The 26475-nt window shown below is 69.3% G+C and carries 26 protein-coding genes and 1 tRNA gene; 14 read left to right on the forward strand and 13 right to left on the reverse strand.

Annotation, left to right across the window (positions count from 1 at the left end; all coding sequences use genetic code 11):
* Positions 1-50: 50 nt before the first annotated feature.
* Positions 51-542 (reverse strand): DUF5518 domain-containing protein, encoded by a 492-nt coding sequence (locus ABJD39_RS07815; RefSeq protein WP_348613613.1) that lies wholly within the window; start codon positions 540-542, stop codon positions 51-53.
* Positions 543-894: 352 nt separating this feature from the next.
* Here ABJD39_RS07815 and ABJD39_RS07820 point away from each other — a divergent pair, with 352 nt between their 5' ends.
* The 3 genes from ABJD39_RS07820 to ABJD39_RS07830 all read left to right on the forward strand — a co-directional run bounded on the left by ABJD39_RS07820 (position 895) and on the right by ABJD39_RS07830 (position 4855).
* Positions 895-2391 carry a phenylalanine--tRNA ligase subunit alpha gene (locus tag ABJD39_RS07820; protein ID WP_348606724.1) on the forward strand — a complete coding sequence of 499 codons (1497 nt, stop codon included), beginning with the start codon at positions 895-897 and terminating at the stop codon, positions 2389-2391.
* A complete protein-coding gene (gene pheT, locus ABJD39_RS07825; RefSeq protein WP_348606726.1) occupies positions 2391-4235 on the forward strand; it encodes a phenylalanine--tRNA ligase subunit beta in 1845 nt (614 codons plus the stop codon). The genes ABJD39_RS07820 and pheT overlap by 1 nt, the downstream gene beginning before the upstream one ends.
* Before the next feature lie 173 nt (positions 4236-4408).
* Complete coding sequence (locus tag ABJD39_RS07830) at positions 4409-4855, forward strand: universal stress protein (RefSeq protein ID WP_348606729.1); 447 nt, start codon at positions 4409-4411, stop codon at positions 4853-4855.
* 61 nt (positions 4856-4916) lie between these two features.
* Here ABJD39_RS07830 and ABJD39_RS07835 read toward each other — a convergent pair whose 3' ends face one another.
* Together ABJD39_RS07835 and ABJD39_RS07840 are read right to left on the reverse strand one after the other, a co-directional pair.
* Positions 4917-5477, reverse strand: coding sequence for a GNAT family N-acetyltransferase (locus ABJD39_RS07835; protein WP_348606732.1), 561 nt, complete (start codon positions 5475-5477; stop codon positions 4917-4919).
* Entirely contained in the window at positions 5474-5842 is a 369-nt protein-coding gene (locus ABJD39_RS07840) for a universal stress protein (protein ID WP_348606735.1), read from the reverse strand. The genes ABJD39_RS07835 and ABJD39_RS07840 overlap by 4 nt, the downstream gene beginning before the upstream one ends.
* A 126-nt stretch (positions 5843-5968) precedes the next feature.
* On the opposite strand from ABJD39_RS07840, the gene ABJD39_RS07845 reads away from it, so the two are divergent.
* Entirely contained in the window at positions 5969-6763 is a 795-nt protein-coding gene (locus tag ABJD39_RS07845; protein WP_348606737.1) for a DUF5806 family protein, read from the forward strand.
* Positions 6764-6768: 5 nt separating this feature from the next.
* On the opposite strand, the gene ABJD39_RS07850 is transcribed toward ABJD39_RS07845, so the two are convergent.
* The gene (locus ABJD39_RS07850; RefSeq protein WP_348606739.1) at positions 6769-6945 is read right to left on the reverse strand and encodes a hypothetical protein; all 177 of its coding nucleotides are present in this window, start codon (positions 6943-6945) and stop codon (positions 6769-6771) included.
* A gap of 34 nt (positions 6946-6979) precedes the next feature.
* Here ABJD39_RS07850 and ABJD39_RS07855 point away from each other — a divergent pair, with 34 nt between their 5' ends.
* From ABJD39_RS07855 to cgi121, 3 genes are all read left to right on the forward strand, one after another.
* A complete protein-coding gene (locus ABJD39_RS07855; protein WP_348606742.1) occupies positions 6980-7807 on the forward strand; it encodes an SDR family NAD(P)-dependent oxidoreductase in 828 nt (275 codons plus the stop codon).
* Between the two features lie 109 nt (positions 7808-7916).
* Positions 7917-10442 (forward strand): ATP-dependent DNA helicase, encoded by a 2526-nt coding sequence (locus ABJD39_RS07860; RefSeq protein ID WP_348606744.1) that lies wholly within the window; start codon positions 7917-7919, stop codon positions 10440-10442.
* Positions 10439-10978 carry a KEOPS complex subunit Cgi121 gene (gene cgi121, locus ABJD39_RS07865; protein WP_348606747.1) on the forward strand — a complete coding sequence of 180 codons (540 nt, stop codon included), beginning with the start codon at positions 10439-10441 and terminating at the stop codon, positions 10976-10978. Before ABJD39_RS07860 ends, cgi121 begins: the two co-directional genes overlap by 4 nt.
* Before the next feature lie 36 nt (positions 10979-11014).
* Here the strand turns inward: cgi121 and ABJD39_RS07870 are convergent, their stop codons facing one another.
* The 3 genes from ABJD39_RS07870 to ABJD39_RS07880 form a co-directional block, all read right to left on the reverse strand.
* Positions 11015-11968 carry a calcium/sodium antiporter gene (locus ABJD39_RS07870; protein WP_348606750.1) on the reverse strand — a complete coding sequence of 318 codons (954 nt, stop codon included), beginning with the start codon at positions 11966-11968 and terminating at the stop codon, positions 11015-11017.
* Positions 11969-11998: 30 nt separating this feature from the next.
* Positions 11999-13303: a hemolysin family protein gene (locus tag ABJD39_RS07875; protein ID WP_348606753.1), complete on the reverse strand. Its 1305-nt coding sequence runs from the start codon at positions 13301-13303 to the stop codon at positions 11999-12001.
* A gap of 208 nt (positions 13304-13511) precedes the next feature.
* Positions 13512-13585, reverse strand: a tRNA-Gln gene (locus tag ABJD39_RS07880).
* Between the two features lie 169 nt (positions 13586-13754).
* On the opposite strand from ABJD39_RS07880, the gene ABJD39_RS07885 reads away from it, so the two are divergent.
* Genes ABJD39_RS07885 through ABJD39_RS07895 form a run of 3 tightly spaced genes read left to right on the forward strand, consistent with a single transcriptional unit; the run spans position 13755 to position 16478 of the window.
* Complete coding sequence (locus ABJD39_RS07885; protein WP_348606756.1) at positions 13755-14834, forward strand: ABC transporter ATP-binding protein; 1080 nt, start codon at positions 13755-13757, stop codon at positions 14832-14834.
* Positions 14827-15612 (forward strand): ABC transporter permease subunit, encoded by a 786-nt coding sequence (locus ABJD39_RS07890; RefSeq protein WP_348606759.1) that lies wholly within the window; start codon positions 14827-14829, stop codon positions 15610-15612. The genes ABJD39_RS07885 and ABJD39_RS07890 overlap by 8 nt, the downstream gene beginning before the upstream one ends.
* Positions 15609-16478 (forward strand): ABC transporter permease subunit, encoded by an 870-nt coding sequence (locus tag ABJD39_RS07895; RefSeq protein ID WP_348606762.1) that lies wholly within the window; start codon positions 15609-15611, stop codon positions 16476-16478. Before ABJD39_RS07890 ends, ABJD39_RS07895 begins: the two co-directional genes overlap by 4 nt.
* 18 nt (positions 16479-16496) lie before the next feature.
* Here the strand turns inward: ABJD39_RS07895 and ABJD39_RS07900 are convergent, their stop codons facing one another.
* From ABJD39_RS07900 to ABJD39_RS07920, 5 genes are all read right to left on the reverse strand, one after another.
* On the reverse strand, positions 16497-16901 hold the full coding sequence (locus ABJD39_RS07900) for a DoxX family protein (protein WP_348606765.1): 405 nt from the start codon (positions 16899-16901) through the stop codon (positions 16497-16499).
* Between the two features lie 44 nt (positions 16902-16945).
* Positions 16946-17623: a TetR/AcrR family transcriptional regulator gene (locus ABJD39_RS07905; RefSeq protein ID WP_348606768.1), complete on the reverse strand. Its 678-nt coding sequence runs from the start codon at positions 17621-17623 to the stop codon at positions 16946-16948.
* A 90-nt stretch (positions 17624-17713) separates the two neighbouring features.
* The gene (locus tag ABJD39_RS07910) at positions 17714-18895 is read right to left on the reverse strand and encodes an ABC transporter permease (RefSeq protein ID WP_348606771.1); all 1182 of its coding nucleotides are present in this window, start codon (positions 18893-18895) and stop codon (positions 17714-17716) included.
* A complete protein-coding gene (locus tag ABJD39_RS07915) occupies positions 18892-19617 on the reverse strand; it encodes an ABC transporter ATP-binding protein (protein ID WP_431357875.1) in 726 nt (241 codons plus the stop codon). Before ABJD39_RS07915 ends, ABJD39_RS07910 begins: the two co-directional genes overlap by 4 nt.
* A 17-nt stretch (positions 19618-19634) precedes the next feature.
* Complete coding sequence (locus tag ABJD39_RS07920; RefSeq protein ID WP_348606777.1) at positions 19635-20828, reverse strand: hypothetical protein; 1194 nt, start codon at positions 20826-20828, stop codon at positions 19635-19637.
* A 143-nt stretch (positions 20829-20971) separates the two neighbouring features.
* Here ABJD39_RS07920 and ABJD39_RS07925 point away from each other — a divergent pair, with 143 nt between their 5' ends.
* The 4 genes from ABJD39_RS07925 (at position 20972) to ABJD39_RS07940 (ending at position 25033) form a co-directional block, all read left to right on the forward strand.
* The gene (locus ABJD39_RS07925) at positions 20972-21559 is read left to right on the forward strand and encodes an IMP cyclohydrolase (RefSeq protein ID WP_348606780.1); all 588 of its coding nucleotides are present in this window, start codon (positions 20972-20974) and stop codon (positions 21557-21559) included.
* Between the two features lie 338 nt (positions 21560-21897).
* Positions 21898-22926 (forward strand): DUF7504 family protein, encoded by a 1029-nt coding sequence (locus ABJD39_RS07930; protein WP_348606783.1) that lies wholly within the window; start codon positions 21898-21900, stop codon positions 22924-22926.
* Between the two features lie 67 nt (positions 22927-22993).
* Entirely contained in the window at positions 22994-23686 is a 693-nt protein-coding gene (locus ABJD39_RS07935) for a metallophosphoesterase family protein (RefSeq protein ID WP_348606786.1), read from the forward strand.
* A 126-nt stretch (positions 23687-23812) separates the two neighbouring features.
* Positions 23813-25033, forward strand: coding sequence for a TM2 domain-containing protein (locus ABJD39_RS07940; protein WP_348606789.1), 1221 nt, complete (start codon positions 23813-23815; stop codon positions 25031-25033).
* A 98-nt stretch (positions 25034-25131) separates the two neighbouring features.
* Here the strand turns inward: ABJD39_RS07940 and ABJD39_RS07945 are convergent, their stop codons facing one another.
* Positions 25132-26394 (reverse strand): MFS transporter, encoded by a 1263-nt coding sequence (locus ABJD39_RS07945; RefSeq protein WP_348606792.1) that lies wholly within the window; start codon positions 26392-26394, stop codon positions 25132-25134.
* Between the last annotated feature and the right edge of the window lie 81 nt (positions 26395-26475).

Genomic DNA, 26475 nt, shown 5'->3' on the forward strand with positions numbered 1-26475 from the left:
AGAGGGCTTCGGGTGAGCGCACGGCCGAGAACTGAGCGTCGGCCCCCCGATCAGATGCTCGCCGATTCCTCGACCGGTTCGTCGAACTCGGTCAGTTCCGAGTCGGGGTCCGAGTCGGATCCCGACTCGGAGCCCTGAGCGTCACCGCGGAGCCGGGCAGGATCCGTCTCGACGGGACCGTCGAACTCCTCGTTGAGCACCGCGCCGACGAAACCGCCGACGGCACCGAGGATCCCGCCGTAGATGACGGTGAACAGCAACGCGACGAGGAAGACGGCGAACGCGACGAGGAGCGCCGAGCGCTGGCCGGGACCGACGATGACGAAGATCGACGCGACGAGCGTGACGAGCACTGCGCCGGGGACCGCCGCCAGCAGCCCCGAGAGCCCGCCGACTTTCGCGCCCTCTGTCCGGTCTGGGCCGTGGAGGTAGCCGGCGACGCCGCCGCCGATCACCGGCGAGAACGGCAGGAAGAACGTCACGAGCGAGACGGCTGCGCCGATAGCCGCGTGTTTCAGGGTGTCCACAGTGGAGGAGTCCATGCGTATCTGTACGACCGCTGGAAGGATAAGATCCGCTGCGACGTGAGGTAGCAGCCGACAGCGACGGGCACATCGACCGAACGCTTTTGCCGGCTGCGACCGCCCTGCTCAGCATGGTGACCAGACCCGCCGCGACGACACAGGCACCGCACCCGACCGCCGACGGGGACGGGTCCGGATTCTTTTTCCCGCGTCGCTGACCCCGGCGGAGCGCGGCGGCGGCCGAGAGGTCGCCGACGCGTGAAACCGAAAGCGGGTCGTCGCACGCGGGTATCGGCCGGCTCCTGCCGGACCGCGCGCGCACCGGAACGACACGACTAACCACCGACCACACCGACACGCACACAACCGAATGCGACTCCCACAGGCGCAGGTCGCGTTGCTTGAGGCCGCCAGCGCGACCGACGCGAAGACGATCGAACAGCTCGCAGAAGAGACGGACTTGAAGCCGGAAACGGTGACCCGTGCCGCCTTCGATCTCCGCGACGAAGGCCTCGTCGCCGTCGAGGAGCGCGTCGAGGAGTCGGCGACGCTCACCGACGAGGGCGAGACGTACCGCGGCGAGGGGCTGCCCGAGGTCCGCCTGTTCCGCGCCGCCCACGACGCCGGCGGGGACATCTCGATGGGCGAAGCCATCGGCTCCGCCGGGCTGGAGGGCCCGGCGGTCGACATCGCGCTGGCCAACTACGCCCGGAAGGGGTACGGCGTCGTCGACTCCGGCGAGGTCTCGGCCGACGCGGACGCCGACCCCGACGCCGATACCGAGGCCGCCGCGCTGGAAGCACTCGCGTCGGGTGACGCCGTCGACGACGACGACGTGCTCGACCGACTGGAGAGCCGGGGACTCGTCGACCTCGACGAGCGCACGGTCCGTTCGGTCACGCTCACCGACGAGGGCGTCACCGCGCTGATGGAGGGCGTCGAGACCGCCGAGACGGTCGACCGACTCACGCCCGAACTCCTGACCAGCGGCGAGTGGGCGGACGTCGAGTTCGCCGAGTACAACGTCGAAGCGGACGCGCCGGCCGTCGAGGGCGGCCGCGAGCACGTCCTCCGCGGCATGTCCGAACGCGTGAAGGACGTGCTCGTCGGCATGGGCTTTCAGGAGATGGACGGCCCCCACGCCGACGCGGACTTCTGGATCAACGACTGCCTGTTCATGCCCCAGGACCACCCGGCGCGGACCCACTGGGACCGCTTCGCGCTGGACGTGCCGCCGGTGGCCGACCTCCCCGAGGGGCTGGTCGACCGCGTCGAGGGCGCCCACCGCGACGGCGTCGGCGAGGACGGCGACGGTTACCACTCGCCGTGGTCGGAGGATTTCGCGCGGGCCATCGCCCTGCGCGGGCACACCACGTCGCTGTCGATGCGTTACCTCTCCGGCTACGCTGACGCGGATCTGGAGCCGCCGAAGCGCTACTTCTCCGTCCAGAAGGCGTACCGAAACGACACGCTCGACGCCACACACCTGCTGGAGTTCTACCAGATCGAGGGGTGGGTGATGGCCGAGGACCTCTCGGTGCGCGACCTGATGGGCACCTTCGAGGAGTTCTACCGACAGTTCGGCATCGAGGAGATCCGGTTCAAGCCGCACTACAACCCCTACACGGAGCCGAGCTTCGAGTTGTTCGGCGAACACCCCGAGACCGGCGAAGAGATCGAGATCGGGAACTCGGGCATGTTCCGCGACGAGGTGCTCGAACCGCTCGGGATCGAGTGTGACGTGATGGCATGGGGGCTCGCGCTGGAGCGCCTCGCCATGCTCACGACGGGTGCGGAGGACATCCGTGACCTGCACGGAACCCTTGCCGACCTTGAGTTCCTGCGGAACGCGGAGGTGACCTACTGATGCCAGTTGTCGACATCGACACGGACGAGCTTCGAGGACTGACCGGCAAGGAGAACAAGAGCGACGAGGAGTTCACGGAGGACCTGTTCGCGCTCGGGCTGGAGTACGAGGGCGACACCGACGACGGCCTGCTCCAGTTCGAGTTCGGCCCCGATCGCTTGGATCGGCTCTCGGTCGAGGGGGTAGCGCGCTCGCTGCGCTACCAGTACGGCGCCGACCGCGGCGTGTACGTCCCGAACACGAACGACGCCGACTGGACCATCGAGGTCGACTCATCCGTTCCGGACGAGCGCCCGTACGTCACCGGCGCGGTCGTCCGCGGCGTCGACCTCGACGAGTCCGGGCTCGACTCGCTCATCCAACTGCAGGAGAAGCTGCACGCGACGATGGGCCGCGGACGGGCGAAAGGCGCCATCGGCGTCCACGACCTGACGATGCTGAAGGGACAGGGGCTCGACGAGGAGAGCGAGACCTCGGGCACGATCAACGCCGCCTCCGCGGACCTGAGTGCGACCGAGAAAACGATCACCTACCGCGGCGTCGACCCCCAGGGCGACCGGTTCGTCCCGCTCGACTCGAACGCGGAGATGACGCCCGGCGACGTGCTGAAAGAGCATCCCACCGGCGAAACGTACGCCGACCTCGTGAGGGGACTGGAGCGCTATCCAGCGATCTACGACGAACTCGGCCTGTTCTCGTTCCCGCCGGTGATCAACGGGAAGCGCACGGAGGTCGACACCGGCTCCCGGGACCTGTTCATCGAACTGACGGGGACCGACCAGTGGACCATCGACAAGATGTGCGTCATCCTCTGTTACGCTCTCTCGGCGCGCGGCGGCACCGTCGAGGAGGTGCAGGTCGACTACACGGAGGGCGCGACGTACCCCGACGAGTACGGTCCCGAACTGCTCCGGCCCGACCTCGAGGTCGACGAGAAGTCCGTCACCCACGGCCGCATCGAGACGATGCTCGGCGTCGAGTTGGAGCGCGACGAGGTCGTCGACCTGTTCGAGCGGTCCGGCCTCGACGCCGCCTACTCGCTGCGTCGCGACGAGGCGGAAACGGACTCCGCCGAGGTGGGCGAGGAGAAGACCGTCTACGACGTGGAGGTCCCGCCGTACCGCGTCGACGTGCTCCACCCGCTGGACCTGATCGACGACGTGGGACGCGCGTACGGCTTCAACGAGTTGGAGCCGACGTACCCCGACATCGGCACCATCGGCGGGCGCCACGAGCGCTCACGGCTCGAGCGGGCGGTGCGCACGAGCCTCATCGGGCTCGGCTTCGAGGACATGCTGAACTTCCACATGACCTCGGGAGGAGAGAACTACGACCGGATGCGCCTCGACGAACGCGAGGCGGGCGCGGACCTGTCGGACGCCCCGCTGGGCGCCGAGCCGCGCGCGGAGATCACCAGCCCGTACAGCGAGGACTACACCCAGCTGCGGACGTGGGCACTCCCCTCGCTGGTGCAGGTGCTGGAGAACAACACCCACCGGAGCTACCCGCAGGACCTCGCTGAGGTCGGGTTCGTCGCCCACCGCGACGACGACGTGAACACCCGCGTCGCCGAGGATTACCGCGTCGCCGGCGTGCTCGCGCGCACCGACGCCACCTACGAGGACGCGAAGGCGCGGCTCCAGGCCGTTTGCGACGACTTCGACGCGGAGCTGGAGACGCCCGCGACCGAGCATCCCAGCTTCCTCGACGGCCGCGTCGCCGAGGTCGCCATCGGCGGCGACTCGGTCGGCGTCGTCGGCGAACTCCACCCCGAGGTGCTTGTCGACCGGGACATGGAGGTGCCCGTGGCCGCGTTCGAGTTCTCGCTGTCGGCGCTGGAGTAGTCTGCCGGCATTGGAGTACCTCGTCGACGCGAAAGTGCCCTGTCAGCGCTGGCGTACCCCGGGTGACCGATCGTCGCGACGGCGGGGGGTCTCCAGTCCGAACCCACGGACTGCAAGCGATCGCAACGTACGCGAGGGGAACACCTTTCACGCCATCCGTCGCAGGCATCCGTATGAGCCTGACCGTCGAACGCGTGCTGGTCCCGGTGGACGGGAGCGACGAGTCACTGACGGCAGTCGAGTACGCCGTCGCCGTCGCCAAGCGATACGACGCGCAGGTCCACGCCGTGTACGTGCTCGGCGAGGAAGTCGTCCGCGCTATCGAGGAGGAAGTCATCGACCAGTCGGAGGTCGCCGAGGACACCGAGGCGTTCACCGACACGGTTCGGGATCTCGCCCACGCGGAGGACGTCGAGGTGTCCTCGTCCATCGCGTACGGCTTCTCGACGAAGCGCAAGACCACTCATCCCGGTTCGGTCATCCTCGACACCGCCGAGGACATCGACGCCGACTTCATCGTCATCCCGCGCGAGCCGCTCACCGGCGAGCCCGGGGAGGTGCTGGAGAAGGCCGCCGAGTACGTGCTGCTGTACGCGAGTCAGCCCGTGCTGTCGGTGTGACCGACGCGGAAGAACACGACACCGAACGCCACGGCCGGAAAGCCGGAAGTAACGCGTGGACCTACGCCGGATCCGCCAGCATCGCCGTCATCTCCAGCTCGAACGATTCGGCGTCGCTCGTCTCGAAGCCGACCTTCTTGTAGAGGCCGACCGCCGCGCGGTTCCACCGCTCGACGGTGAGCCATACCCTGTCGACGTCGTTGGCCGCGCCGTACCCAAGCAACGTCTTCATGAGATGCGTGCCGATGCCGGCGCCCTGGTACGCCTGAAGCACGAAGATGGCCAGCTCGTAGGCGTCGCCGTCGGGGACGAGCGTGGCGTGGCCCGCGACGGTGTCGCCGTCCCACGCGACGACGTTGTAGCCGTCGTCGCCGAGGATCGTCTCCAGCCACGAGCGCACGTCCGACTCCCGGCCCGGGGGGATCCCCTGTGCGCGGTCCGCGGGGTCGAATTCGGTGTACATCTCCACGAGCGCCTCGAACTCGTCCTCGCCGGACTCGCCGTCGGCGTCGTCGGGATACGGTCGGATCTCGATGTCGCGACCCTCGCCGTCGACGAACGACAGCGGCGGCGCCTCGAACGGGCCGGCGGGCTCGTCGGGGTAGACACGGTCGCCGCTCATCGGACCAGTTTCACCGAGACGTGAGAGTTCAGCAGGACGAACTGCGCGATGCTACCGAGGTTGATCTTCCCCATCGGGCTGGTCTCGCCGCCGCCGATGGCGATCATGTCGAATCCCTCCTCCTCGGCGATCGCGACGAGTTGGCTGCCCGCGTTGCCCTCGACGTGGCGGACGGCGGCGTCGATGCCCGCGTCCGCGAGCACCGTTCGAACGCGGTCGTCGACCTCCTCGGGGGAGCGCTCGGACCGGGGGTTCTCGACGACCGCGACCGTGAGGTCGTCGCCGGCGGCCTTCGCGCGCTCGACGGTGTCCTCGAGCGCCCGGAGGGAGTCGTCGCTTCCGCCGATTCCCAGCAGTACCTTCATGCGCCGACGGTCGGGAGGCCCGGACAAAAGCGTGCCGCCGACTCCTCCGTCGATCCTCCGCGTCGTCCGCCGACCGTCGGACGCGCGGGGGACGGGTTTTTCACGGTCGCTCGGCTACGGGGCGCCATGACCGACGACACGGGGAACGAGGCTGGCGGCGCCGACGCGACCGCCGCCGGCGGTGACGACGAGCGGGCCACCGACGGCGGCAAGGGCGCCGGCGAAGAGGTCGGCGGCGCGTCCCCGGACGACGAGGCGGCGACGGAGGAAGCGACCGCGACGGACGGGGCGGCCGAGACGGACACCGACCGAGCGGTCGACGGCGACGCGTCAGGGTCAGTTCCCGGGCCGGACGTCGGCGACGACGCAGTCGACGCCCCCGAGGACGCGGCCGACGACGTACCCGACGATGTGGCGAAGTACGACCGCTTCCAGAAGATGGAGCGCGCGGAGTACGACCGCGTCAACGAGTTCCTTCGCGACCGTACCTACGTGACTGCACGGGAGTGGGCGATCGCGCGGCTGTGTGCGGACTTCCGGACGGAGACGGGCGTCGAGATGACGAAGATCGGCGAGAACCTCCCGCAGTTGGTACCGTTCATGACGGACACCTACACCCCGCAGGCGGTGAATCAGGCGCGCGCCTCCTTCGAGGAGAAGGTGCGCAAGGCGGGCGCGACGTTTCTCTACGGCGCGATGTCGGGCTTCTTCACTGCCGAGGATCTGGACGACGTGATGTACGAGTCGACCGAGGTCGCGAAGTTCCTGCTGGAGGTCGAGGGCGCGGACCTGACCGTCGAGGAGGAACTCGCCGCCGAGGACAAGATCTCCTCGGTAATGCGCGACGTGCGCGAGGCGAGCGCGGAGGTGCGCGGCGAGGAAGTGAAGTGCCCCGAGTGCGGGCACGTCCACGAGCCGTAACCCGGTTACTCGGGCGCGATCGGGAGGTCCTCGATGGTCGTCTCGTGCCCGAGGTGAACCGTCACTTCGACCGACGATCCCTCGCGAGCCGCTCGGTGGGCGGCACACGCTCGGTGGTTCCCCTCCAACAGCGCGGGCGGCCACTCCTCGTCGAACTGTCGGGCGACGAGCGCTCGGACCACACGCTTGAGTAGTCAGCGTCGCGATGGGGAGGGCATGCGAGGATTGACCGACGAAACGGCGCTCGTGACGGGCGCCGGATCGGGGATCGGACGGGCGTCGGCGTGTCGGTTCGCCGAGGAAGGCGCGAACGTCGTCGTCGCCGACATCGACGAGGAAGGCGGTCGTGAGACGGTCGGTCGGATCAGGGACGCCGGCGGCGACGCCGCCTTCGTTCGGGTCGACGTGTCCGACACCGAGTCGGTTCAGCACATGGTCGAGGTCGCCGTCGAAACGTACGGGAGCCTCGACATCGCGCACAACAACGCGGGCATTCTCACCGACTTCGTCGAGACGACCGGCGTCTCCGAGGCCGACTGGGACCGACTGATCGACGTCAACCTCAAGGGTACCTGGGCGTGCATGAAGGCCGAACTGCCCGTGATGGAGGAACAGGGACGCGGCGCCATCGTCAACACCGCCTCCGAGAGCGGGCTGGTAGGCATCCCCGGACTCTCCAGTTACACCGCGAGCAAGCACGGGGTCGTGGGACTGACAAAGTCGGTCGCCCTGGAGTACGCGAGTCGAGGGATCCGCGTCAACGCGGTCGCACCGGGGCCGACGCGGACGAACATCCAGTCTGGAGTGCTCGGGACCGGCGACACCTCGCTCGTGGGGTGGCTGCGGACCGCCGTCCGATCGGTGCGGCTCGTCGTCCGGACCCTCCGTTCCCCGTTCGATACCGCGGCCATGCGCGAGACGCCGATGGGGCGCATCGCCGATCCCGAGGAGATAGCCGGCGTTGTGGCGTTCCTCTGTTCGTCGGACGCCTCCTACATCACGGGCCACACCGTCCCCGTCGACGGCGGACAGGCGGCCGACTGAGCAGCACCGACCCCACCACGTCGCGAGCGGCCGTTCGCCGGCCGCTCACCCGACCGGTGTCGACCGCCGCTCCGACAAGTTAAACCCGAGAACCCCGCTACCTCGGGTAATGAGACCCTCCGATCTCTCGACCCTGCCCGACGGCGTCCCCGAGGCGCTGGAGGCGGAGGGGATCGAGGAGTTCTATCCGCCCCAGACCGACGCCATCGAGAAGGGCGTCGCCGACGGCGCGAGCGTCGTCGCCTCCGTTCCCACCGCATCCGGCAAGACGCTCATCGCGGAACTGGCGATGCTTTCCGCGGTCAAGCGGGGCGGAAAGGCGCTGTACATCGTCCCGCTCCGGGCGCTCGCCAGCGAGAAGAAAACGGAGTTCGAGCGCTGGGAGGAGTTCGGCGTCGACGTGGGGGTCTCCACCGGCAACTACCAGTCCGACGGCGAGTGGCTCGCGAGCCGGGACATCATCGTCGCCACGAGCGAGAAGGTCGACTCGCTCATCCGCAACGGCGCGCCGTGGGTGAACGACCTCACCTGCGTCGTCGCCGACGAGGTCCACCTCGTCGACGACGGCGGCCGCGGCCCGACGCTGGAGGTGACGCTCGCGAAGCTCCGGAAGATCAACCGCGACCTGCAGGTCGTCGCGCTCTCGGCGACGGTCGGAAACGCCGACGAGGTGGCCGCGTGGCTCGACGCCGAGCTGGTCGAGTCCGACTGGCGCCCCATCGACCTGAAGATGGGCGTCCACTACGGCAACGCCGTCAACTTCGACGACGGGAGCCAGCGCGAGGTGCCCGTCGGGAAGGGACAAAAGCAGACGGCGGCGCTCGTCGCCGACGCGTTGGACGAGGAGGTCGACGGCCAGCGCGGCTCCTCGCTCGTGTTCGTCAACTCCCGGCGCAACGCCGAGGGCGCGGCCAAGCGCCTCGCGGACGTGACCGCAAGCCGGCTCGACCGCGACGAGCAGGCGGAGTTGAAAGGGCTGGCGCGGGATATCCGCGACGACTCCGATACCGACACCTCCGACGACCTCGCCGACTGCGTCCGGAAGGGGGCGGCCTTCCACCACGCGGGTCTCTCGGCGACACAACGCTCGCTCGTCGAGGACGCCTTCCGCGACCGCCTCGTGAAGTGCATCTGCGCGACCCCCACCCTCGCCGCGGGGGTGAACACGCCCGCCCGCCGCGTCGTCGTCCGCGACTGGAAGCGCTACGACGGCGAGTTCGGCGGGATGCAGCCGCTCGACACGCTGGAGGTCCACCAGATGATGGGGCGCGCGGGCCGCCCCGGCCTCGACCCGTACGGCGAGGCCGTCCTGCTGGCGAAGGACCGCGACACCATGGACGAGCTGTTCGAGCGCTACGTCTGGGCCGAACCGGAGGACGTTCGCTCGAAGCTCGCCGCCGAGCCCGCGCTGCGCACGCACGTCCTCGCGACCGTCGCCTCCGGGTTCGCGACGACGCGCGAGGGTCTGTTGGAGTTCCTCGATCGCACCCTGTACGCGAGCCAGACGGGCGACGACGCGCGCCTCGCGGAGGTAACCGACCGCGTGCTGGAGTACCTCGCGGTCAACGACTTCCTCGAACGCGAGGACGGGACACTCACCGCGACGGGCATCGGCCACACCGTCTCCCGGCTCTACCTCGATCCGATGTCGGCCGCCGAGATCGTCGACGGCCTCCGCGAGGGCGTCGACTCCGGCGGCGTCGACGCGGTCGCCGCGAACCGCCGGAGCCGCCCGTCGGACGACGACGAGGTGCCCGGCGACACCGCCGAGGTACCTGAGAACGCCGCCGACGCCGGCTTCGTCACGGGGAACGACCTCATGGCCGACGACGGGGCGGACGACGACGTGGACGACCCCGGCGACGACGCGGACGGCCCCGGCGACGACGCGGACGACCCCGGCGACGGCGAGGGAGGCGAGGAGGGGGACAGCGGCGGCGACGACCCGACGATCACCCCGCTCGGTCTGTTCCACCTCGTCGCGCGGACGCCCGACATGTACCAGCTGTACCTGAAGTCGGGCGACCGCGAGACGTACGAGGAGGAGTTCTACGAGCGCGAGGACGAGTTCCTCGGACACGCGCCCTCGGAGTTCGAGGACGTGGCGTGGGAGGACTGGCTGGCGGCGCTCAAGACCGCGCGCCTGCTGGAGGACTGGGCCAGCGAGTTGGACGAGGACGTGATCACCGAGCGCTACGGCGTCGGCCCCGGGGACATCCGCGGAAAGGTCGACACCGCCGAGTGGCTCCTCGGCGCCGCGGAGCAGTTGGCGAACGAGCTCGACCTCGACGTGGTGCTCGACGTCCGCGAGGCGAAAAAGCGCGTGGAGTACGGTGTGAGCGAGGAACTGCTCGATCTGGCGGGCGTGCGCGGCGTCGGCCGCAAGCGCGCCCGGCGACTGTTCGAGGCCGGCATCGAGACCCGCGCGGAGCTGCGCGAGGCCGACAAGTCGGTCGTGCTCGGCGCGCTGCGCGGGCGCGAGAAGACCGCGGAGAACGTCCTGCGGGCGGTCGGCCGGCAGGACCCCTCGATGGACGGCGTCGAGAAGGACGCGACCGCGTCGGCCGCGGCGACCGCCGGAAGCGACGCGGACGACGACGGGAGCGGACAGGCGACCTTCGGTGATTTCTCGTGAGACTCGTCGAAGGCGTCGCGACCATCGACGACCTCGACGCGTTCCTGGGCGAGCTGACCACGATCGGGGAGGAAACCGGCTGCACCGTTCAGGCGTTCGACGCCCGCTACGTCGTCGACCGCACGCATCTGGAACGCGCACTGGAGTTTGCCGACCGCGCCATCGACCGCGGCGAGAACGTCGCCCGCGACCGGGGCGTCGAGGTCATGCTGTACGCCGCCGGCCGCCGGCAGATCGACCGTGCGCTCACCCTCGGTGTCTCCGAGGGCGAGTGCTCCGTCGTGGTGCTCGTCGCCGCCGAGGAGGACGGCGAGGCGGGCGGCGACGAAACCGAGGGCAACGAGGACACCAGCGACGAGGCCGCGGCGGCGTCAGCCGTCCGCGACCTGCTGACGCCGAGTGACACGCTCGGCGACTACGACGAGGCGCTCGTCCGGGAGTACTTCGACGTGACCGAGACTGAGTTGGCGGCGACCGCGGGAACGCTCGCGGACGTGATCCACGAGCGCGTCGCGCTGCTGGACGTGCGGAAGTAGTCGGCCGCCCGTACGAGGCGATCGAACCGGGAGAGGCTACCGAAGGAAGTCGACGGCCCAGTTGACGGCGTTCACCGCGATCAGCAGCGCTCCCTCGGGTTTCGAGAGCACGCGACGCGTGCCGAAGAGGACGGCGACGAGGACGACCGTCGCCAGGAGCCACGTCGTTCCCGAGACGGCCGCGGGGCTCACGGGGAGCGGGGCGACGACGGCCGCGACGCCGAGGACGCCCAGGAAGTTGAATACGCAGCTCCCGACGAGGTTCCCGGCGGACAGTCCCGCGCGGCCCCGGCGTGCGGCCGCGACGGAAGTGACGAATTCCGGGGCCGAGGTGCCCAGCGCGACGACCGTCGCACCGACGACCCAATCGGAGACCCCCGCCGCCCCCGCGAGATCGGCCGCCGAGGCGACCAGCAGGTGCGCGGACACGACGACGATCCCGAGCCCGCCGACGAACCGAGCGGCGTCCGTCCGCTCGAACGGCTCGATCCCGGCCGTGTCCACGGCCACGCCGGCGGACCCCGACCGGACGAGCACGGCGAGGTAGCCGACGAGGAGGCCAAGCAGGAGAAAGCCCTCGACCCGTTCGAGCCGGAGGTCCCACAGCAGTCCGAGGACGAGCGCGGTGACGCCGACGAGCACGAGCGAGTCGCGCCACACCAGCTCCCGGGAGGTGGGCAGCGCCCGGACGAGCGCCGCGCCCCCGAGGACGAACCCGAGGTTGACGACGTTCGACCCGACGACGTTCGCGACTGAGATGTCCGGGTTGCCCGCGACCGCCGCGTCGACCGTGACCGCGAACTCGGGCGCGGACGTTCCGAACGCCACGACCGTGAGCCCGATCACGAGTCCCGAGAGACCGAGGCGGCGGGCCAGCCTCGTCGCCCCGGCGACGAACCAGTTCGCCCCGACCCACAGACCGCCGACGGCCGCCGCGACGAGGGCGAGGTCGATGGCGACCGCGCCGCCCCCCGTCTGGAAAAGCGACATATGCCCGTGTGTCTGTGACCGCAGGGAAGATTATTCCGGGCGATTCTCGGAGCCCGGTCGCGATTCCGTCGGCCCGGTCTGCTCGACGAACATGCGGCGGACGCGCTCGCCGTCGATCTGTTCGATCGTCACGGCGATTCCGCCGAGGTCGACCCGCTCGCCGGAGCGAGGGACGCGCCCGAGCCGGTGGTACACGTAGCCGGCGAGCGTTCCCGCGTCCGCGGGCGCGTCGGCCGAGAGCGTCGTCCCGAAGACGGCGTCGAGGCGGTCGAGGAACACGTCGCCGCGGACCATCACGCCGTCGGCGACCGCGCGGATGCTCGCCTCGGTCCCCACGTCGAACAGGTCGCCGACGACCTCCTCCAGCACGTCCTGCGTCGTCACGAGCCCGACGACCGCGCCGCCGTCGTCGACGACCAGCGCCATCCGGACGCGCTCGTCCTGCATCCGGGTCAACAGCGTGTCGATCGGCTCGGAGGCCGGGACCGACAGCGTCGGCGTCGCGAGCCGCTCGACGGGCACCGACTCGTCCAGCGCGAGCGTCCGCTCCAGATCGCGGAGGTCGACGATCCCGCGGGCGTCGTCCAGCGATCCGTCGAACACCGGAAGGCGGGTCACCCGCTCGTCGGCCGCCAGCGTCGCCGCATCGCGGATCGAGGTGGTCGAGTCGACGGCGACGACGTTCTCCCGGGGAACCATCACGTCGCCGGCGGTGATCTCGTGGAGCCCCAGCACCGACTCCACCATCCCGCGTTCGTCGGCGTCGATCTCGCCGCCGCGCTCGGCCGAGCGGACCAGCGCCGCCAGCTCGTCGCGGGTGACGTACGGCGCCTCGATCGCCGGCTCGCCTCCGACGACGGCGCTGAGCCGTCGCGTCACGAGGTCGAAGGCGGTCACGATGGGGCCGGCGAGCCGCTGGAACCGCCGGACCGTCGGCGCCGTCCGCAGCGCCCACGACTCCGCGTTCGCCACGCCGTAGGACTTGGGGACGATCTCCCCGAACACCAGCACGACGACCGTGAGGAGGACCGTCGACACCGTCACGGCGACGCCGGCGGGAAGCGCCGCTACGAGGATCGCCGTCGCTACCGATGACATGGCGATGTTGACGACGTTGTTGCCGACGAGGATCGTCACGAGCAGCCGATGGGGGTCCGAGCGCAGCGCCTCCAGCACGGCGCCGTTCCCGCCTCCCTCGGCGAGGACGCCGACGCGATAACGCTCGACGCTGAATATCGCGATCTCGCTGCTGGAGAAGAACGCCGAACACACGAGTAAGACGAGGATGACACCCGCCCCGACGACCGGGAGCGAGAGCGGATCGAGGGCGACCATGCGCGGAGGTGACGCCGGGGACGTAAATCGGTCGGGGACACCGTGACAACGGGATCACAGACGGGACCGACAGCGGCCTGTGTGGCGAGGACGATCGCACCCACGGAGAGCAGGCGCTGGATCGAGGACGGGGTAGACCCCCTTGTTTCGTGTGGAAACCCCGCGGCTACGGTACGAACGGGTTCTACCGGAAGCGTCGAGTGAGAAGTAGTCCATCCTGGATTCGAACCAGGGTCGTTGCCCCCAGAAGGCAACAGGATTGGCCAGCTACCCCAATGGACTGAGACGTTGCCGATCCGCGTACGCCTTTCGGCATCGATTGTATGTCGGTGGGAGTTATGAGTGTTGCGAAGTCGAGATCGGCCGACTGCGGACGAATACGGCCGTGTTTGGTCGTATTCGGGTAGCGACGGTATACTGATGCCCCGTCGCGGTCCACGTGTACGGAGAGATGCCCCCGCTCGAACTCGACGGACTCACGAAGTACTACGGAGACGTCCGCGGCGTCGAGGACCTCTCGTTCGCCGTCGGATCCGGCGAGGTGTTCGGCTTCCTCGGTCCCAACGGAGCGGGAAAGACGACCGCCCTCAGGACACTCATGGGCTTTCAGTCGCCGACCGCGGGCACCGCGCGGGTACTCGGCGCCGACATCACCGACGCGGGCGCGCTCCGTCGGGCCCGCGCGAACGTCGGCTTCCTCCCGAGCGAGCCGTCGTTCGACGACCGCGTCGCCGGCCGGCGCATCCTCGAGTACCACGCGGGGCTCCGGGGCGACGTCCGAAGCGACGAGTTGCTGGATCTGTTCGACCCGCCGCTCGACCGCGACGTGGGGGAGTACTCGCGCGGCAACCGACAGATGCTCGCGATCGTGATCGCGTTCATGCACGACCCCGACCTCGTGATCATGGACGAGCCGACGACCGGCTTGGACCCACTGAAACAGGAGCAGTTTCACCGGTTCGTCCGCGACGAGCGCGACCGCGGGACGACGTTCTTCTTCTCCTCGCACGTGCTGAGCGAGGTCCGGAAGGTGTGCGACCGCGTGGGGATCATCCGGGAGGGCAGGCTGGCGGCCCTAGAGGACGTCGAGGCGCTGCTCGAACGCAGCGGGAAGACCGTCCGGGTCCACGCCGCGAACGCGCTCGCACCCGAGGACGTCACGCTCGCGGACGCCCACGACGTCGAGGTGACCGAGACCGCCGCCGAGGCCGACGACGGCGCCTCCACGGTCTCGTTCACCTACACCGGCGCGTACGAGCTGCTGCTCGAGTGGCTCGGCGGGGTCGACCTGCTCGATCTCACCGTCGAGGAGGCGCCGCTGGAGGCGGTGTTCATGCGGTTTTACGACGAGGGGCAAAGCGAGGGCGCAGCGACCCGCCGACCGACCGGGGCGGACGCCGACGACCGCGGCGGCGAGCACGCAGCCGACGGCCGCGGCGCCGAGCACGCAGCCGACGGCCGCGAGCGCGAACCCGAACGCGAACGTGACGGCGAGCGTGGGGAACGCCCCACGGGGTCCACGGATGTTTGAGGTCGCCCGCTACGAGGGCGAGCGCCGGATCGTGGGCGCCGTGGTCGCCTCGGCGTCGCTGGCGGCCTTCGGCGGGATGATGCTGCTCGTCGCCCCTGGCCTGCTCGAACAGGTCGACCTGACGGCGTACGCCGAGCAGCTGCCGCCGTCGCTCGTCGAGTCGTTCGGGTTGGAGCAGATCGGGACGCTCGCGGGGTTCATGGCGGCGGAGCTGTACGTGTTCGGCTGGGTGTTCGGACTGGGAACGTACGTCGCGTACCTGGCGGCCGGGAGCCTCTCGGGTCGGATCGACGACGGCACGATCGAACTGGTGCTCGCGGCACCGATCACGCGGACACAGTTGCTCGCGGAGACGTACGTCGCGCACCTCCTCCCGGTGGCGCTCGCGAACGTCGTCGTTGCCGTCGTCGTGTACGGCGGGTCAGTGCTGATCGATGACCCGCTCCCGATCGCTGACGTGGTCGCCGTCCACGCGCTGTCGGTGCCGTACCTCCTGTGTTGTGTCGCGGTCGGGACGCTGTGTTCGGTGCTCGCGCCGAGCCGACGGGTCGCCGAGGGGGTCAGCGCGGGCGCGATCGCGGCGACGTACGTCGTCAGCGTCGCCGTGACCGGCACCGACCTCGACTGGCTGGCGATGGTCGCGCCGGCGCACTACTACGACCCGGTCGCGGTGCTCACCGCGAGCGAGTACGATCTCGCCGGAGCCGGGGTACTGCTGGGCGCGACCGTCGTCCTGCTCGCGGTGGCGACACTCCGCTTCCACGAGGTGGACGTGTGACGAACGACGTGGCGGACCCGGACTCCGCGCGGCGGCGACGCGGCGGCGACGCGACCGACCCCCGAACGCCGTCGAACGCGACGCTGACGATCGCTCGCTACGAGGCGGAGCGACTGGTCGTGCCGTCGGTCGCCGCCGCCGTGGCGCTGTCGCTGTTCGGGTCGCTGTACGTCTGGATCGGCCCACAGGTCACCGCGGGCGTCGACATCGAGGCGCTGACCGAGGCGCTGCCGCCGGCGCTGCGCGCGCTGTTCGGCTTGGAGTCGCTCGGAAGCGTCGCCGGTTTGCTCGCGTCCGAGTTCTACACGTTGGGGTGGATCGTCGGCCTCGCGGCGTACGTCGCGTACGTCGCCGCCGGGCGCGTGGCCGGCGGCGTCGCGACCGACCGACTGGACGCGACGCTGTCGGCGCCGACGTCGCGCGCGAGCGTCCTCGTCGGGACGTTCCTCGCGCTGCTGGTGCCGATCACCGTAGTGAACCTCGTCGTCCCGCTGGCGTTGTACGGCGTCTCCGTCGCCGTAGGCGATGCCCTCTCGTTGATCCGGCTGTTCGCGCTCCACGCGCTGTCGGTACCGTATCTCCTCGTGTGGGGCGCCGTCGGCCTGTTCCTCGGCGTCGTCGTCGACGGCGGACGCACCGCCGGGAGGGTCGCCCTCGGCACCGTGTTCGCCACGTGGATCGTGGAGGCGGTCGTCACCGGCAGCGACTACGAGTGGCTCGGCGCGCTCGCGCCGGCGCGGTATCTCGACCCGACCGCGGTCCTCGTTCGCGGCGAGTACGCCCTCGACTCGGTCGCGGTGCTGCTGGGCATGACGACGCTGTTCCTGCTCGCGGCGATCGCGCTGTTCGCCCGCCGGGACGTTTGATCCGCCGTTGCGACGGTGTTACGACCGATACGCCTCCCGCAGGAACGCCAGCGCCGCGCCGAACATCGCGAGGTTGCCGAAGAAGGCGAGCCGCTCGCCGCCCGCGTCGCCCTCCTCGTTCCAGAAGTCGTGCATCGTCGGCGTCACCGCCGCGAGGAACGTGACGACCGCGCCGGTCGCGATCCGTGGAAGTCGCCAGAGGGCAACGCCGAGTCCGCCGACCAGCATCATTCCCGAAGCGAACGGGGCCGCGAGTTCGGGAACGGGCACGCCCGCGGACTCGGCGTACTCGATCGAGTCCTCCATGTCGCGGAAATCCTCGGAGGCCTGCAGCGCGAGGCCGAGCCCGAACAGCACGCGTCCGAGACGAGAGAGGCGAGTGGTCGTCGACGCTGGCGAGTCCGCGGTCGGGTCGTCTGCCATTATCGATGACACTTCCGCCGGCGTCAAAAGCCTGTGCTCGCTGATCACTCCCGCGGCGCGCCGGTCCCCTCGTCGAGCCGGTCGCCGTGGGCTGATTCGGACGGCGCGCGGGCGAACTCGTCCACGTAGCCGTGAAGCATCGTCCGGACGGGCGTAACCACGTCGTAGTCGGCCGTGTGCCGCTGGAGCATCGCGCCGGAAAGCGTCGACAGGAGCCACGTCGCCGCCTCCTCCGGGTCGATCGTCTCGTCGATCGCTCCCGACTCGACGCCGTCGGCGATCGCGCTCGCGAGTCGCTCGCGCAGGTGGTCGTCGATGCGCGTGAACTCCTCGCGAAAGCGGGGCTCCGAGACCGCCTGCGCGCGGAGGTCGATCATCGCGCGCTGGGCCTCGGCCATCAGGTCGTCCACCTCGGCGCCGAGGTAGATGTCGACGAACGCGTGGATCCGATGCAGCGGGGAGTCGGCCTCGCGCTCCGCCTCGTCGAGCATCGCCAGGAAGTGATCGCCCGCGAACCGGAGGAAGCCCGCGATGAGATCGTCCTTGGAGTCGTAGTGGTAGTACAGCAGCGACTTGCTCTTCTCGAACTCCGCGGCGATGTGGGAGACGCTCAACTCGGCGTAGCCGTGCTCACACAGGGCGCGGTAGGTTGCCTCCATGATGAGCGTGTCCACGTCCGGCTCATCGCCCGCGTCGGGTCCGTCGTTGGTGCCGTCGCTCATCCCTCGCCACCTCTCGCGGACGAACGGTAATGAACTCCGCGAAGCCGGCGGAGCCGTCGACGGGGAGGACGCCGCGGGGTCGCAGCGATGTCAGCCACGCAACGCCTCCACGGGCCGCTCGCGGGCGGCCGTCCACGCGGGGTAGATCCCCGCGAGCAGGCTCGCGATCACGCCGAACACCATCCCCACCGCGACGTACTGGAGCGATCCCGGCGGGAACGCGAACGGGCCCCCCAGCAACGCGTCGTTGATCACCGCGACGATCCCGAGCGTGACCGCCCCGCCGAGCAGCGACCCGACGACGCCGAGCAGCGTCGCCTCCGCGAGCATGATCCGGACGATATCGAGCTTCTGGTAGCCGACCGCGCGCAACACGCCGATCTCCTCGCGGCGCTCGATCGCGGACATGAGCATCACGTTGGCGATGGAGACGCCGGCGACGACCAGCGAGATGGCACCGATACCGACGAGAAAGAGGTTGATCAGCCGGAACGCCTCGTCGATCTGCTCGGCGATGTCGCCGCGCTCGAAGACGGCGACCAGCTGGCGGCGGCCGTTGAACGTCCGCTTGATCTGCATCGCCGTCTCGTTGGCCGCCGTCGCGTCCTCGGAGCGGACGATCACCTGCGCGAAGGCGTCGTCGTCGAACTCGCCGGGCGGGAGCACGAACGCCTCGTTGGGGTTGGCGATGTCGGCCTGCCCGCCTTGCGCGAGTACGGCCGTCACGCGGTACTCCTCGGTCCGACGGACGGTCTCCCCGTCCTCGGTGACCGTGCGGCGGAGCGTCACCTTCGAGCCGGGTCGGAGGTCGTACCGGTCGGCGAGCGTCGACCCGACCAGTATGCCCTTGCGCCAGTTCGCCGGGATCGACCCCTCGCGCACCTCGTACAGCGCGGACGGCTCCTCGACGCCGTACAGCGTCGCGCTCCCGGCGGTCGAGCCGCCCCGGATCACGTCGGCGTTCTCCTGTTTCAGGGGGACGATCTCGGCTTGCCCGCTGACGCGGTCGATCCGGCCCACATCGGCAGCGGTGAGATAGCCGTTCTCGTTGTCCTCGCCGGCGAAGACCTGTATGTCCGCCCCGATGGAGCCGAGGGTCTCGAACTGCGACGCCTGGAAGGCGACGCCGCCGGCGCCGATGGCGCCGATGGCGACGACGCCGATGAGGATGACTGCGACCGCAAGCGCCGAGCGCGTCTTCGCCCGCGCGACGTTCCGGCGCGCCATGAGGAACGCCGGGAACGACCCCCACAGGCGGTCGAGGGGGTTCATCCGGTGACCGCCTCCTCGTCCTCGCGGACGGTGCCGTCGATGAGGTTGACGACGCGGTCGGCGGACTGTGCGACGTAGTCGTCGTGGGTGACGGTGACGACCGCAACACCCTCGTCGGTGATCGCGTCGAACTCCGCGAGGATCTGGTCGCCCGTGTCCCGGTCGAGGTTCCCGGTCGGCTCGTCCGCCAGCAGGAGTCGCGGCTCGTTCACGAGCGCGCGGGCGATGGCGACGCGCTGTTTCTGCCCGCCGGACAGCTCGTCCGGGGAGTGTGCGAGTCGGTCTCCCAGCCCCATCCGTTCGAGGAGGTCGGTGGCGGCGTCGCGGGTCTTCCGGGGCGTGCGGTCGAGCAGCCGGGGCACCTCGACGTTCTCGACGGCCGTCAGCGTCGGGATGAGGTGGAAGCTCTGGAAGACGAAGCCGATCGTCTCCTTCCGCTTGCGGGTGCGCTCGGCGTCGCCGAACGTCTCCACGTCGACCCCGTCCAACTCGACGAGCCCGCTCGTCGGCACGTCGAGCAGGCCGAGCATGTTCAGGAGGGTGGACTTGCCCGACCCCGAGGGACCGACGATGGCGACGAACTCGCCGGGGTCGACCCGGAAGTCGATGCCGCGCAGCGCGCGCACCGTCTCGCCGCCGGTGACGTACTCCTTCACCACGTCGTGGCCGGCGATGACCGGGCGGGTCACCCCCTCGTCAGTGTCCGCGTCGGCGGCGCCCATGTCCTCGGATCCCGCCATCACCGGCGGAGCACGAGCGCGCCCCCGAGCACGACGACGAGCACGGCGAGCACGGTCGGGAGCAGCGGGAGCCCCCCGAGCGGGCCGCCCTGCGGTTCGGGCGTCGGGGTCGCGAGCGCGGCCTGGCTCACGCGCACGTCGGTCGTGTACGAGCGCCGGACGTCGTCGACGACGTACTCGACGCGGACGGGAACCGTGGTTCGATCGCCGGTCAGCTCGGCGTTGAGGTCGAAGGACGCGAAGTCGCTGCCCTCCACGCCGCCGACGAAGTAGTCGGGCTGCGGGTCGGCGGCCCGGACCCCGTCGCCGTCGACGACGCTGACGAGGACGCTCTCCACGTCGGTGCTGCCGACGTTGGCCGCGCTGCCGGCGATCTGGAGCACGCCGCCGGGACCGCGCGTCACGCTCACCCCGGTGAGTCGGATCTCGCCGGGGTTCTGCGGCTCGGAGAAGTCGGCGTCGAACGTCCGGGTGACGGTTCGACGGTCGCCCTCGAGGGAGTACGCGAGCGTCACCTCGACGGGGAACTGTCCCGACTCGGTCGCCTTCACCGGGAAGGAGAACGCGGCGGTGTCGCCGCCGGCGAGCGTCGCGCGAACGCGGCCGCTCGTTCGGAACGCCAGCGCTTCGGAGGGCGAGGAGACGCGCACGTCGATCTGACTGACCGCCGTGTCGAGCCCGTTGGCGACAGTGACGTTCACCGTCCGCTCGGCGCCGACGACGGCGTCGCTCACGTCGAGTTCGAGCTGCGGGTCGGGTCGGTCGACGTCGACGGTCACCGGCTGGACGATATGCTTGCGCTCGCCGCGGGGGCTGAGCAGCGTCGCGTGGACGTAGACGGTCTGCTCGCCCGTGTCCTCGAGCGTGACCGAGAAGTCGTAGGTCCGCTCGGATCCCGGTTCGAGCGGGTCCGAAACGTCGAGAACCGCCAACTCCTCGTCGTCCTCGTCGTAGTTACGGTTCGATACCTCCGCGACCGAGAGGTCGGTGACGCGGTACGTGTCGTCGCTGTCGTCGTCGTTCGCCAGCGTCGTCGTGACCGTGAACGCCTCGTCGGGAACCGGGTCCTCCGTGGAAACGTCGGTGGTCATCGTGACGAACGTGTCGGCGGCGGCGGGCGCGGCGACGCCCGCGACCCCGCTGACGACGAGCAGCAGACAAACGGCGACGACGGAAGCTGAAGGAGTTCGCACGGGTTTCAGTCGATTCTCGTCGCCCGCCCCGATAAGCGTTCTGAACGTTCGTTCAGCACCGGCGTGTCGTGTGAAAGTCGCAGGAGGACCTCACACATGCATATATCATCACCTACTTATCGGCTCGTGGTACACGGTCGTGTATGTATATCGGACGATTCGTCGTCATCGGTCCGAAAGTCGGCGCGTACCGCGTCTCCTCGCGGTCGTTCCCGAACCGGAAGGTGACGCGGCGGGGCGACGACACGCTCACCGTGGTCCCGACCGCCGACGCCGAGGAGACGGACAACCCGTACGTCTCGTACAACTGCGCGCGGGCGGCGGGCGAGGGCGCCGTCGTCGGCAACGGCTCACACGTCGACCCCGTCGCCGAGAAGTACGACCGCGGCTACCCCGCCCGCGACGCGCTCGTCGAGGCGCTGCACGCGATGGACTACGAGAAGGACGACTACGACACCCCGCGTGTCGCGGGCGTGATCGAGCAGGACGCCGGCTACATCGGGATCGTCCGTCGCGACGCACTGCTGGTCCGCGAGGTCGACGAGCCCCACCTCGTGGCGACGTACGAGGAGAACGAGCCCCGGGCGTTCGAGTTCGAGCCCCGGACCGCGGTGGCGGCCGCACGGACGGCGTACGGACTCGACTACGAGCACACTGTCTGTGCGGCGGGAGTCCACGTGGGCGACGGGGGGAGTTCCTTCGCCGTGCAGAACACGAGCGAGGACGAGTAAAGCGAGCGGAAGCGAGCGAACGAGTCCTCGGACAGACGGCGGAGCGGTCCCGTGCCGCTCCGCCCACAAAGAGCGAGGAGTGAGCCGGGCGAAGCGAGGCGAACTCCTCGGGACAGCGGCGGCGAGCTTGTGGGCGAGCCGCCCACAAAGAGCGAGGACGAGTGAAGCGAGGCACGAACAAAGTGAGTGCCTCGTTGCGAACGGGGAACGAAGTGACCCGTGAGCGAGCGGGAGCGAGCGGGAGCGAGCGAACGAGGCGAGACGCCGGGACAGCCACGGGCCGACGGAATTGTTCGCTCGGTATACACTTATCCGGTTGCATGTTGTGCGCCATATCCATGACCGGGATTACCGACGCGGTCGCCGAATCGATCGGCGACGCGTCGACCCTCCTGCTCGTCGCCCCGTCCGACTCGTGTGCGGACTCGACGGCGTGTACGGACTTGCTCACGCGCGGCAGTCCGACGTACCCGAACGTGATCTGTGTCACACTGAACAAGGGACCGGACGACAGGCTCGGCGTCTGGCAGCAGTACGTCGGGGACGAGCTACCGAAACGGGCCGCGATCGTCGACGCTCGGGCCGACGGCGGCCGAGCGGGCGCAGCCGCAGTCGCGTCGGTTCCCTCGATCAAGCTCGAAACGCTCCCCGAGGATGCCGATCTGTTGGATCTCGCCGTCACGATCGCGGCGCAGATCGGCGCGTGGACCGACACCAGCGAGCCGACCCAGTTGTGTCTGGACTCGTTGAACACGCTGGTGAGCCGCTACGCCGCGCAGGATGTCGTCGACTTCGTGAGAGCGCTGAACACACTGTGTGACGACTTCCGCGTGTTCGCACACCATCACGTGGATCCGGACGACTGCCCGGAGTCGCTGCTCGCGATGCTCCGCCCGCTGTATGATGCGGTCGTCGAACGCGAGGGGGACGGCTGGACCGTCTCGACGGCCGCCGAGTCGGCCGTCGAGCCGTCGTTCCGGCGAACCGTCGACAGCCGAAGCGGACGCTCGTCCCGTGAATCCGTCCCTCCGGACGTGGCTCCGTTGCCGTATTCGTTCGACACGGTGTTGGAGTTGGTCGTCGACCCGATCCGGCGGATCGTGCTGTACGAGCTGAAGGATCGACCCGAAGGCGAGATCTCGTTCGACGAGTTGGTCGACGTGGTGGACAGCCGAATCGATGCGAGCCCTTCGGGGAACCCGGGAACCACCGGGAAGATCGCGCTCCGACTGCTCCACACGCACCTCCCGAAGCTACAGGAGACGAACGTGATCCGGTTCGACCGGGACGCGGAGACGGTCTCGTACCGACCGAATCCCGCGCTGGAGGCCCACCTCGAGTACCTGGAGCGGCTCGATCGAGGGTGAGTCGATCCCCTGGCGGTCGGCACCGATCGGCGCCGGAACTACTACTGCGGAGTCCGTGTACGGAGGCGTGCGACTGGGCCTGTTCTCGGATATCCACGGCAACCGGATCGCGTTGGAAGCGGTGCTCGACGACATGCCGCCCGTCGACGGACTCGTCTGTGCGGGAGACGTGGTCGGGTACAACCCCTGGCCCGCCGAATGTGTCACGGCGGTACGGGATCGCTCGATCCCGACCGTACAGGGGAACCACGACCGCGCGGTCGCCGCCGGCTCGGCACCCGGGTTCAACGCGATGGCCCGCGCGGGCGTCGACTACGCGCGCGGTGCGCTCGGCGGCGACGCGATCGCGTGGCTCGACGAACTCCCCGAACGCCGGACGGTCGCCGAGGGGCGCGTCGCCGTCGTCCACGGTCACCCCGATAATCCCGACCACTACACCCGGCCGCGGGAGTTCGCCGGCGACCTGATCGGCAGCGCCGCCGACCGTCTCGGCGTCGATGACGGCGACCTCGACGCGCTCGTGCTCGGCCACACCCATGTGCAGCACCACGGCGTGTTCCCCGAGGGTGTAGTCGTCAACCCAGGAAGCGTCGGACAGCCGCGCGACAGCGACCCCCGCGCGGCCTACGCGGTCCTCGACGTCGACGAGCGAACGGTCGACGAACGGCGCGTCGAGTACGACACCGAGGCCGTCGCGGCGGCGGTCGCGGACGCCGGACTTCCGGAACGGATCGGGAGTCGGCTCGCGGAGGGACGGTGAGCGGCCGAGACGGGAAACCGACCGGCCGATTCCGGATCGCGACCGGGGAACTCTCGGCCGCTGTGCCGGCCTGATCTCCCGGTCATGTCGGGGAATTAAGACCGTCCAACCGGATCGCCCCCACTAATGGATTGGATAGATCAGAACCTCCCCGACGATCTCGAGATCTCCGTCGTCAACGAGACGGGATCGCGGACGACGGCGAACGTCGGCTGTCGAACCGACGGGGACGTTCTGTTCGTCGATCGGGTGACGCTCGACCCCGGAGAACGACGCGAGTGGACCGAGTCGGTCGCCGGCGCCGTCGAGATCGGCGTACAAGTCAGGGGCGGTCCGGAGGCAACCGAGCGGTTCGATCCGGACGAGGGATCCGGTCGTGTCTCCGCGACGATCGCCGCGGGCACGATCGCGTTTTCGACCGCCGGAGGCAGAAGTGGAGTCGGCGGCGTCGATTCGTTCGCGGCGGCCGAAACGAGCGACGACGCGTTCGGTAGCGACGGCGGCGACTGGGGGTTCGGCGGAGCCTCGACCGACAGTGGCGACGCCTGGGCGTTCGACGACGGAACGGACGACGCGGATGCGACCGGCAGCGTCGGCACCGTCGACACCGGCGGCGATACCGCCGATTCGTCGTCGTCAGCCGACAACAGCTGGGGGTTCGGCGACGACGATACCGACTCCGACGACGAGTCGCACACGAACAGTGCCGCCACCACCTCGACGGCGGCCGATGAGATCGAACCGACAGATGTGGCCGACGAGGACCCACCGGACACCGGCAGCGGTCGGGACGCCGATCGGAGCCGATCCGAAAACGACCCTGATACCGGTGCCGACACCCAGAACAGCGACGGCGACAGTGACGGCGACAGCGACGGCGACGGGGATCCGGATTCCACGGACGAGAACAGCGGATCCGAACCGCGCGATGAAGGTTCCCGGGCCGGGAACCCCACTCCGGAAGCCGTCGGAAACGCGAGTTCAACTGCCGGTGGCGACGGGACGGACGGTGCCGGCGGAAACGCGAGATCAACTGCCGGCGCCGACGAGAGATACTGCACCACCTGCGGCGCCGTGATCAAAAAGCAGGCCGAGATCTGTCCTGAGTGCGGTGTTCGACAGTCGAGCGCGTCCGCCTCCGGGTCGAAGGACAGAACCAGCGCCGCACTGCTCGCCATCTTTCTGGGCGGGCTCGGTGCACACCACTTCTACCTCGGGAACACCGGTCGTGGGATCGTCTACCTCCTGTTGTCGTGGACGTTCATTCCGCTTTTCGTCGCGCTCATCGAGGGCCTCATCTACCTCACGAAGTCCGACGAGGAGTTCCACCGGAAGTACGGCGCGTGACCGTCGGCTGCACCCGACTCCCTATCGTCATCGGTCCACGACTCTCCGGCGAACTGAATACGATGAGTTCGGAGCGCGTGATTCTGAGCGAAGCCGATTCACGACGCAGCTGTATCCGTTGACACGTCTCTAACCGGTCGCATCCCGATCCAAAGGAGTCCGGCCGCCAGCGAGACGACGACGCCGACCGTCGAGAGAAACTGCACCGGACCGACCGCCTCGGCGACGCGGCCCCCGAGCACGTTCGCGGTGCCGGAGACCAGTGTGAGCGCCATCGAAACCCCCGACAGCACCGTGGCGCGTCCCACGTCCTCGACACGGTCGTTGACGTACTCCGTGCGAACCGGACGGGTGATGCGCTGGAGCCCGCGACGGACGAACAGCGCCGGGACCAACAGCACCGGGACGACGGCAAACGCGCCGTAGGTGATCCCGACCACGGGAACGAGGAGGAACAACACCCCGCGAGTGCCGAGCCGGTCGTGGATCGCGCCGGTCAGGCTCGATGCGATCGCCGAGACGAGCTTGAACCCGGCGTACAACACACCCAGCCCGGCGACTGGAACGCCGACCGTCCGCATCGCCGGCTGCTCAAACACTCGCGTCACCGAGAAGACGAGATTGAACAGCGCCGCGTACGCGACGATCCAGCGGATCGACGGCCGGAAGAGTTGTTCCCGGAGGATACGAGCGGCCTCTCGGACGCCGATCGGCGACGGATCCACCTCTGCTGACGGATCCGCCTCTGCTGACGGATCCGCCTCTGCTGACGGAGCTCCGTCGCCGACGGCGTCCGCGGTCCCAGCGTGGGTTCCATTCGTCCGCGGGAGCGTGAACAACACCGGCAGCCCGACCGCGGCTAACGCCGCGTTAGCGAGAAACGGAAGCACCGGGTCGACCGTGTACAGGAGGCCGGCTGACAGCGCCGCGCCGCCCGAGACCAGACGCAACGCCGAGTCGGCGCGGCCGTTGATACGAGAGAACTCGTCCTTGTCGTCTCGGATCGCGAGCAGTTCGTACAGCCACGCGTCGGCGGTCCCGGTTTTGAACGTCCAGCCGACGGCCCACAGCGCGTAGACGACGGCGAACTCGAACGTCGAGTTCGCGAGCGTGAACCCCGTCATCACGGCGACAGTGACGACACTTCCGAGCGCGAGCGCCGTCCTGCGGCCGAGCCGGTCCCCGAGATAACCGGTCGGGAGCTCCCAAACGACCATCGAGAACAGGAACGTCCCCTGCACGAGGCCGATCTCCGGGAGGCCGAGCCCGTTCGACTCCATGTAGATCACGGAGACGGGGATGTAGAAGCCCGACGAGAGCGACGTGCGGTAGAGGTAGTAGCGGCGGACCAGCGAGCCCATATCGGCGCTACTCGAAGCCGCGAAAAAGGCGTTCTCGGAAGCCGAGTTCAGTAATCCGCGTTACTGAAACGCGATTCAGAC

The organism is Halobaculum rarum, assembly GCF_040025155.1.
GTDB lineage: Archaea > Halobacteriota > Halobacteria > Halobacteriales > Haloferacaceae > Halobaculum > Halobaculum rarum.

Coding starts and splice junctions, on each gene's coding strand:
- ABJD39_RS07890 (WP_348606759.1), top strand. CDS start 14,827: ATGTTTGAGGTCGCCCGCTACGAGGGCGAGCGCCGGATCGTGGGCGCC.
- ABJD39_RS07905 (WP_348606768.1), bottom strand. CDS start 17,623: ATGAGCGACGGCACCAACGACGGACCCGACGCGGGCGATGAGCCGGAC.
- ABJD39_RS07840 (WP_348606735.1), bottom strand. CDS start 5,842: ATGAAGGTACTGCTGGGAATCGGCGGAAGCGACGACTCCCTCCGGGCG.
- ABJD39_RS07855 (WP_348606742.1), top strand. CDS start 6,980: ATGCGAGGATTGACCGACGAAACGGCGCTCGTGACGGGCGCCGGATCG.
- ABJD39_RS07915 (WP_431357875.1), bottom strand. CDS start 19,617: ATGGGCGCCGCCGACGCGGACACTGACGAGGGGGTGACCCGCCCGGTC.
- ABJD39_RS07830 (WP_348606729.1), top strand. CDS start 4,409: ATGAGCCTGACCGTCGAACGCGTGCTGGTCCCGGTGGACGGGAGCGAC.
- ABJD39_RS07930 (WP_348606783.1), top strand. CDS start 21,898: ATGACCGGGATTACCGACGCGGTCGCCGAATCGATCGGCGACGCGTCG.
- ABJD39_RS07900 (WP_348606765.1), bottom strand. CDS start 16,901: ATGGCAGACGACCCGACCGCGGACTCGCCAGCGTCGACGACCACTCGC.
- ABJD39_RS07910 (WP_348606771.1), bottom strand. CDS start 18,895: ATGAACCCCCTCGACCGCCTGTGGGGGTCGTTCCCGGCGTTCCTCATG.
- ABJD39_RS07875 (WP_348606753.1), bottom strand. CDS start 13,303: ATGGTCGCCCTCGATCCGCTCTCGCTCCCGGTCGTCGGGGCGGGTGTC.
- ABJD39_RS07815 (WP_348613613.1), bottom strand. CDS start 542: ATGGACTCCTCCACTGTGGACACCCTGAAACACGCGGCTATCGGCGCA.
- ABJD39_RS07885 (WP_348606756.1), top strand. CDS start 13,755: ATGCCCCCGCTCGAACTCGACGGACTCACGAAGTACTACGGAGACGTC.
- ABJD39_RS07925 (WP_348606780.1), top strand. CDS start 20,972: ATGTATATCGGACGATTCGTCGTCATCGGTCCGAAAGTCGGCGCGTAC.
- pheT (WP_348606726.1), top strand. CDS start 2,391: ATGCCAGTTGTCGACATCGACACGGACGAGCTTCGAGGACTGACCGGC.
- ABJD39_RS07940 (WP_348606789.1), top strand. CDS start 23,813: ATGGATTGGATAGATCAGAACCTCCCCGACGATCTCGAGATCTCCGTC.
- ABJD39_RS07845 (WP_348606737.1), top strand. CDS start 5,969: ATGACCGACGACACGGGGAACGAGGCTGGCGGCGCCGACGCGACCGCC.
- ABJD39_RS07945 (WP_348606792.1), bottom strand. CDS start 26,394: ATGGGCTCGCTGGTCCGCCGCTACTACCTCTACCGCACGTCGCTCTCG.
- ABJD39_RS07820 (WP_348606724.1), top strand. CDS start 895: ATGCGACTCCCACAGGCGCAGGTCGCGTTGCTTGAGGCCGCCAGCGCG.
- ABJD39_RS07870 (WP_348606750.1), bottom strand. CDS start 11,968: ATGTCGCTTTTCCAGACGGGGGGCGGCGCGGTCGCCATCGACCTCGCC.
- ABJD39_RS07835 (WP_348606732.1), bottom strand. CDS start 5,477: ATGAGCGGCGACCGTGTCTACCCCGACGAGCCCGCCGGCCCGTTCGAG.
- ABJD39_RS07860 (WP_348606744.1), top strand. CDS start 7,917: ATGAGACCCTCCGATCTCTCGACCCTGCCCGACGGCGTCCCCGAGGCG.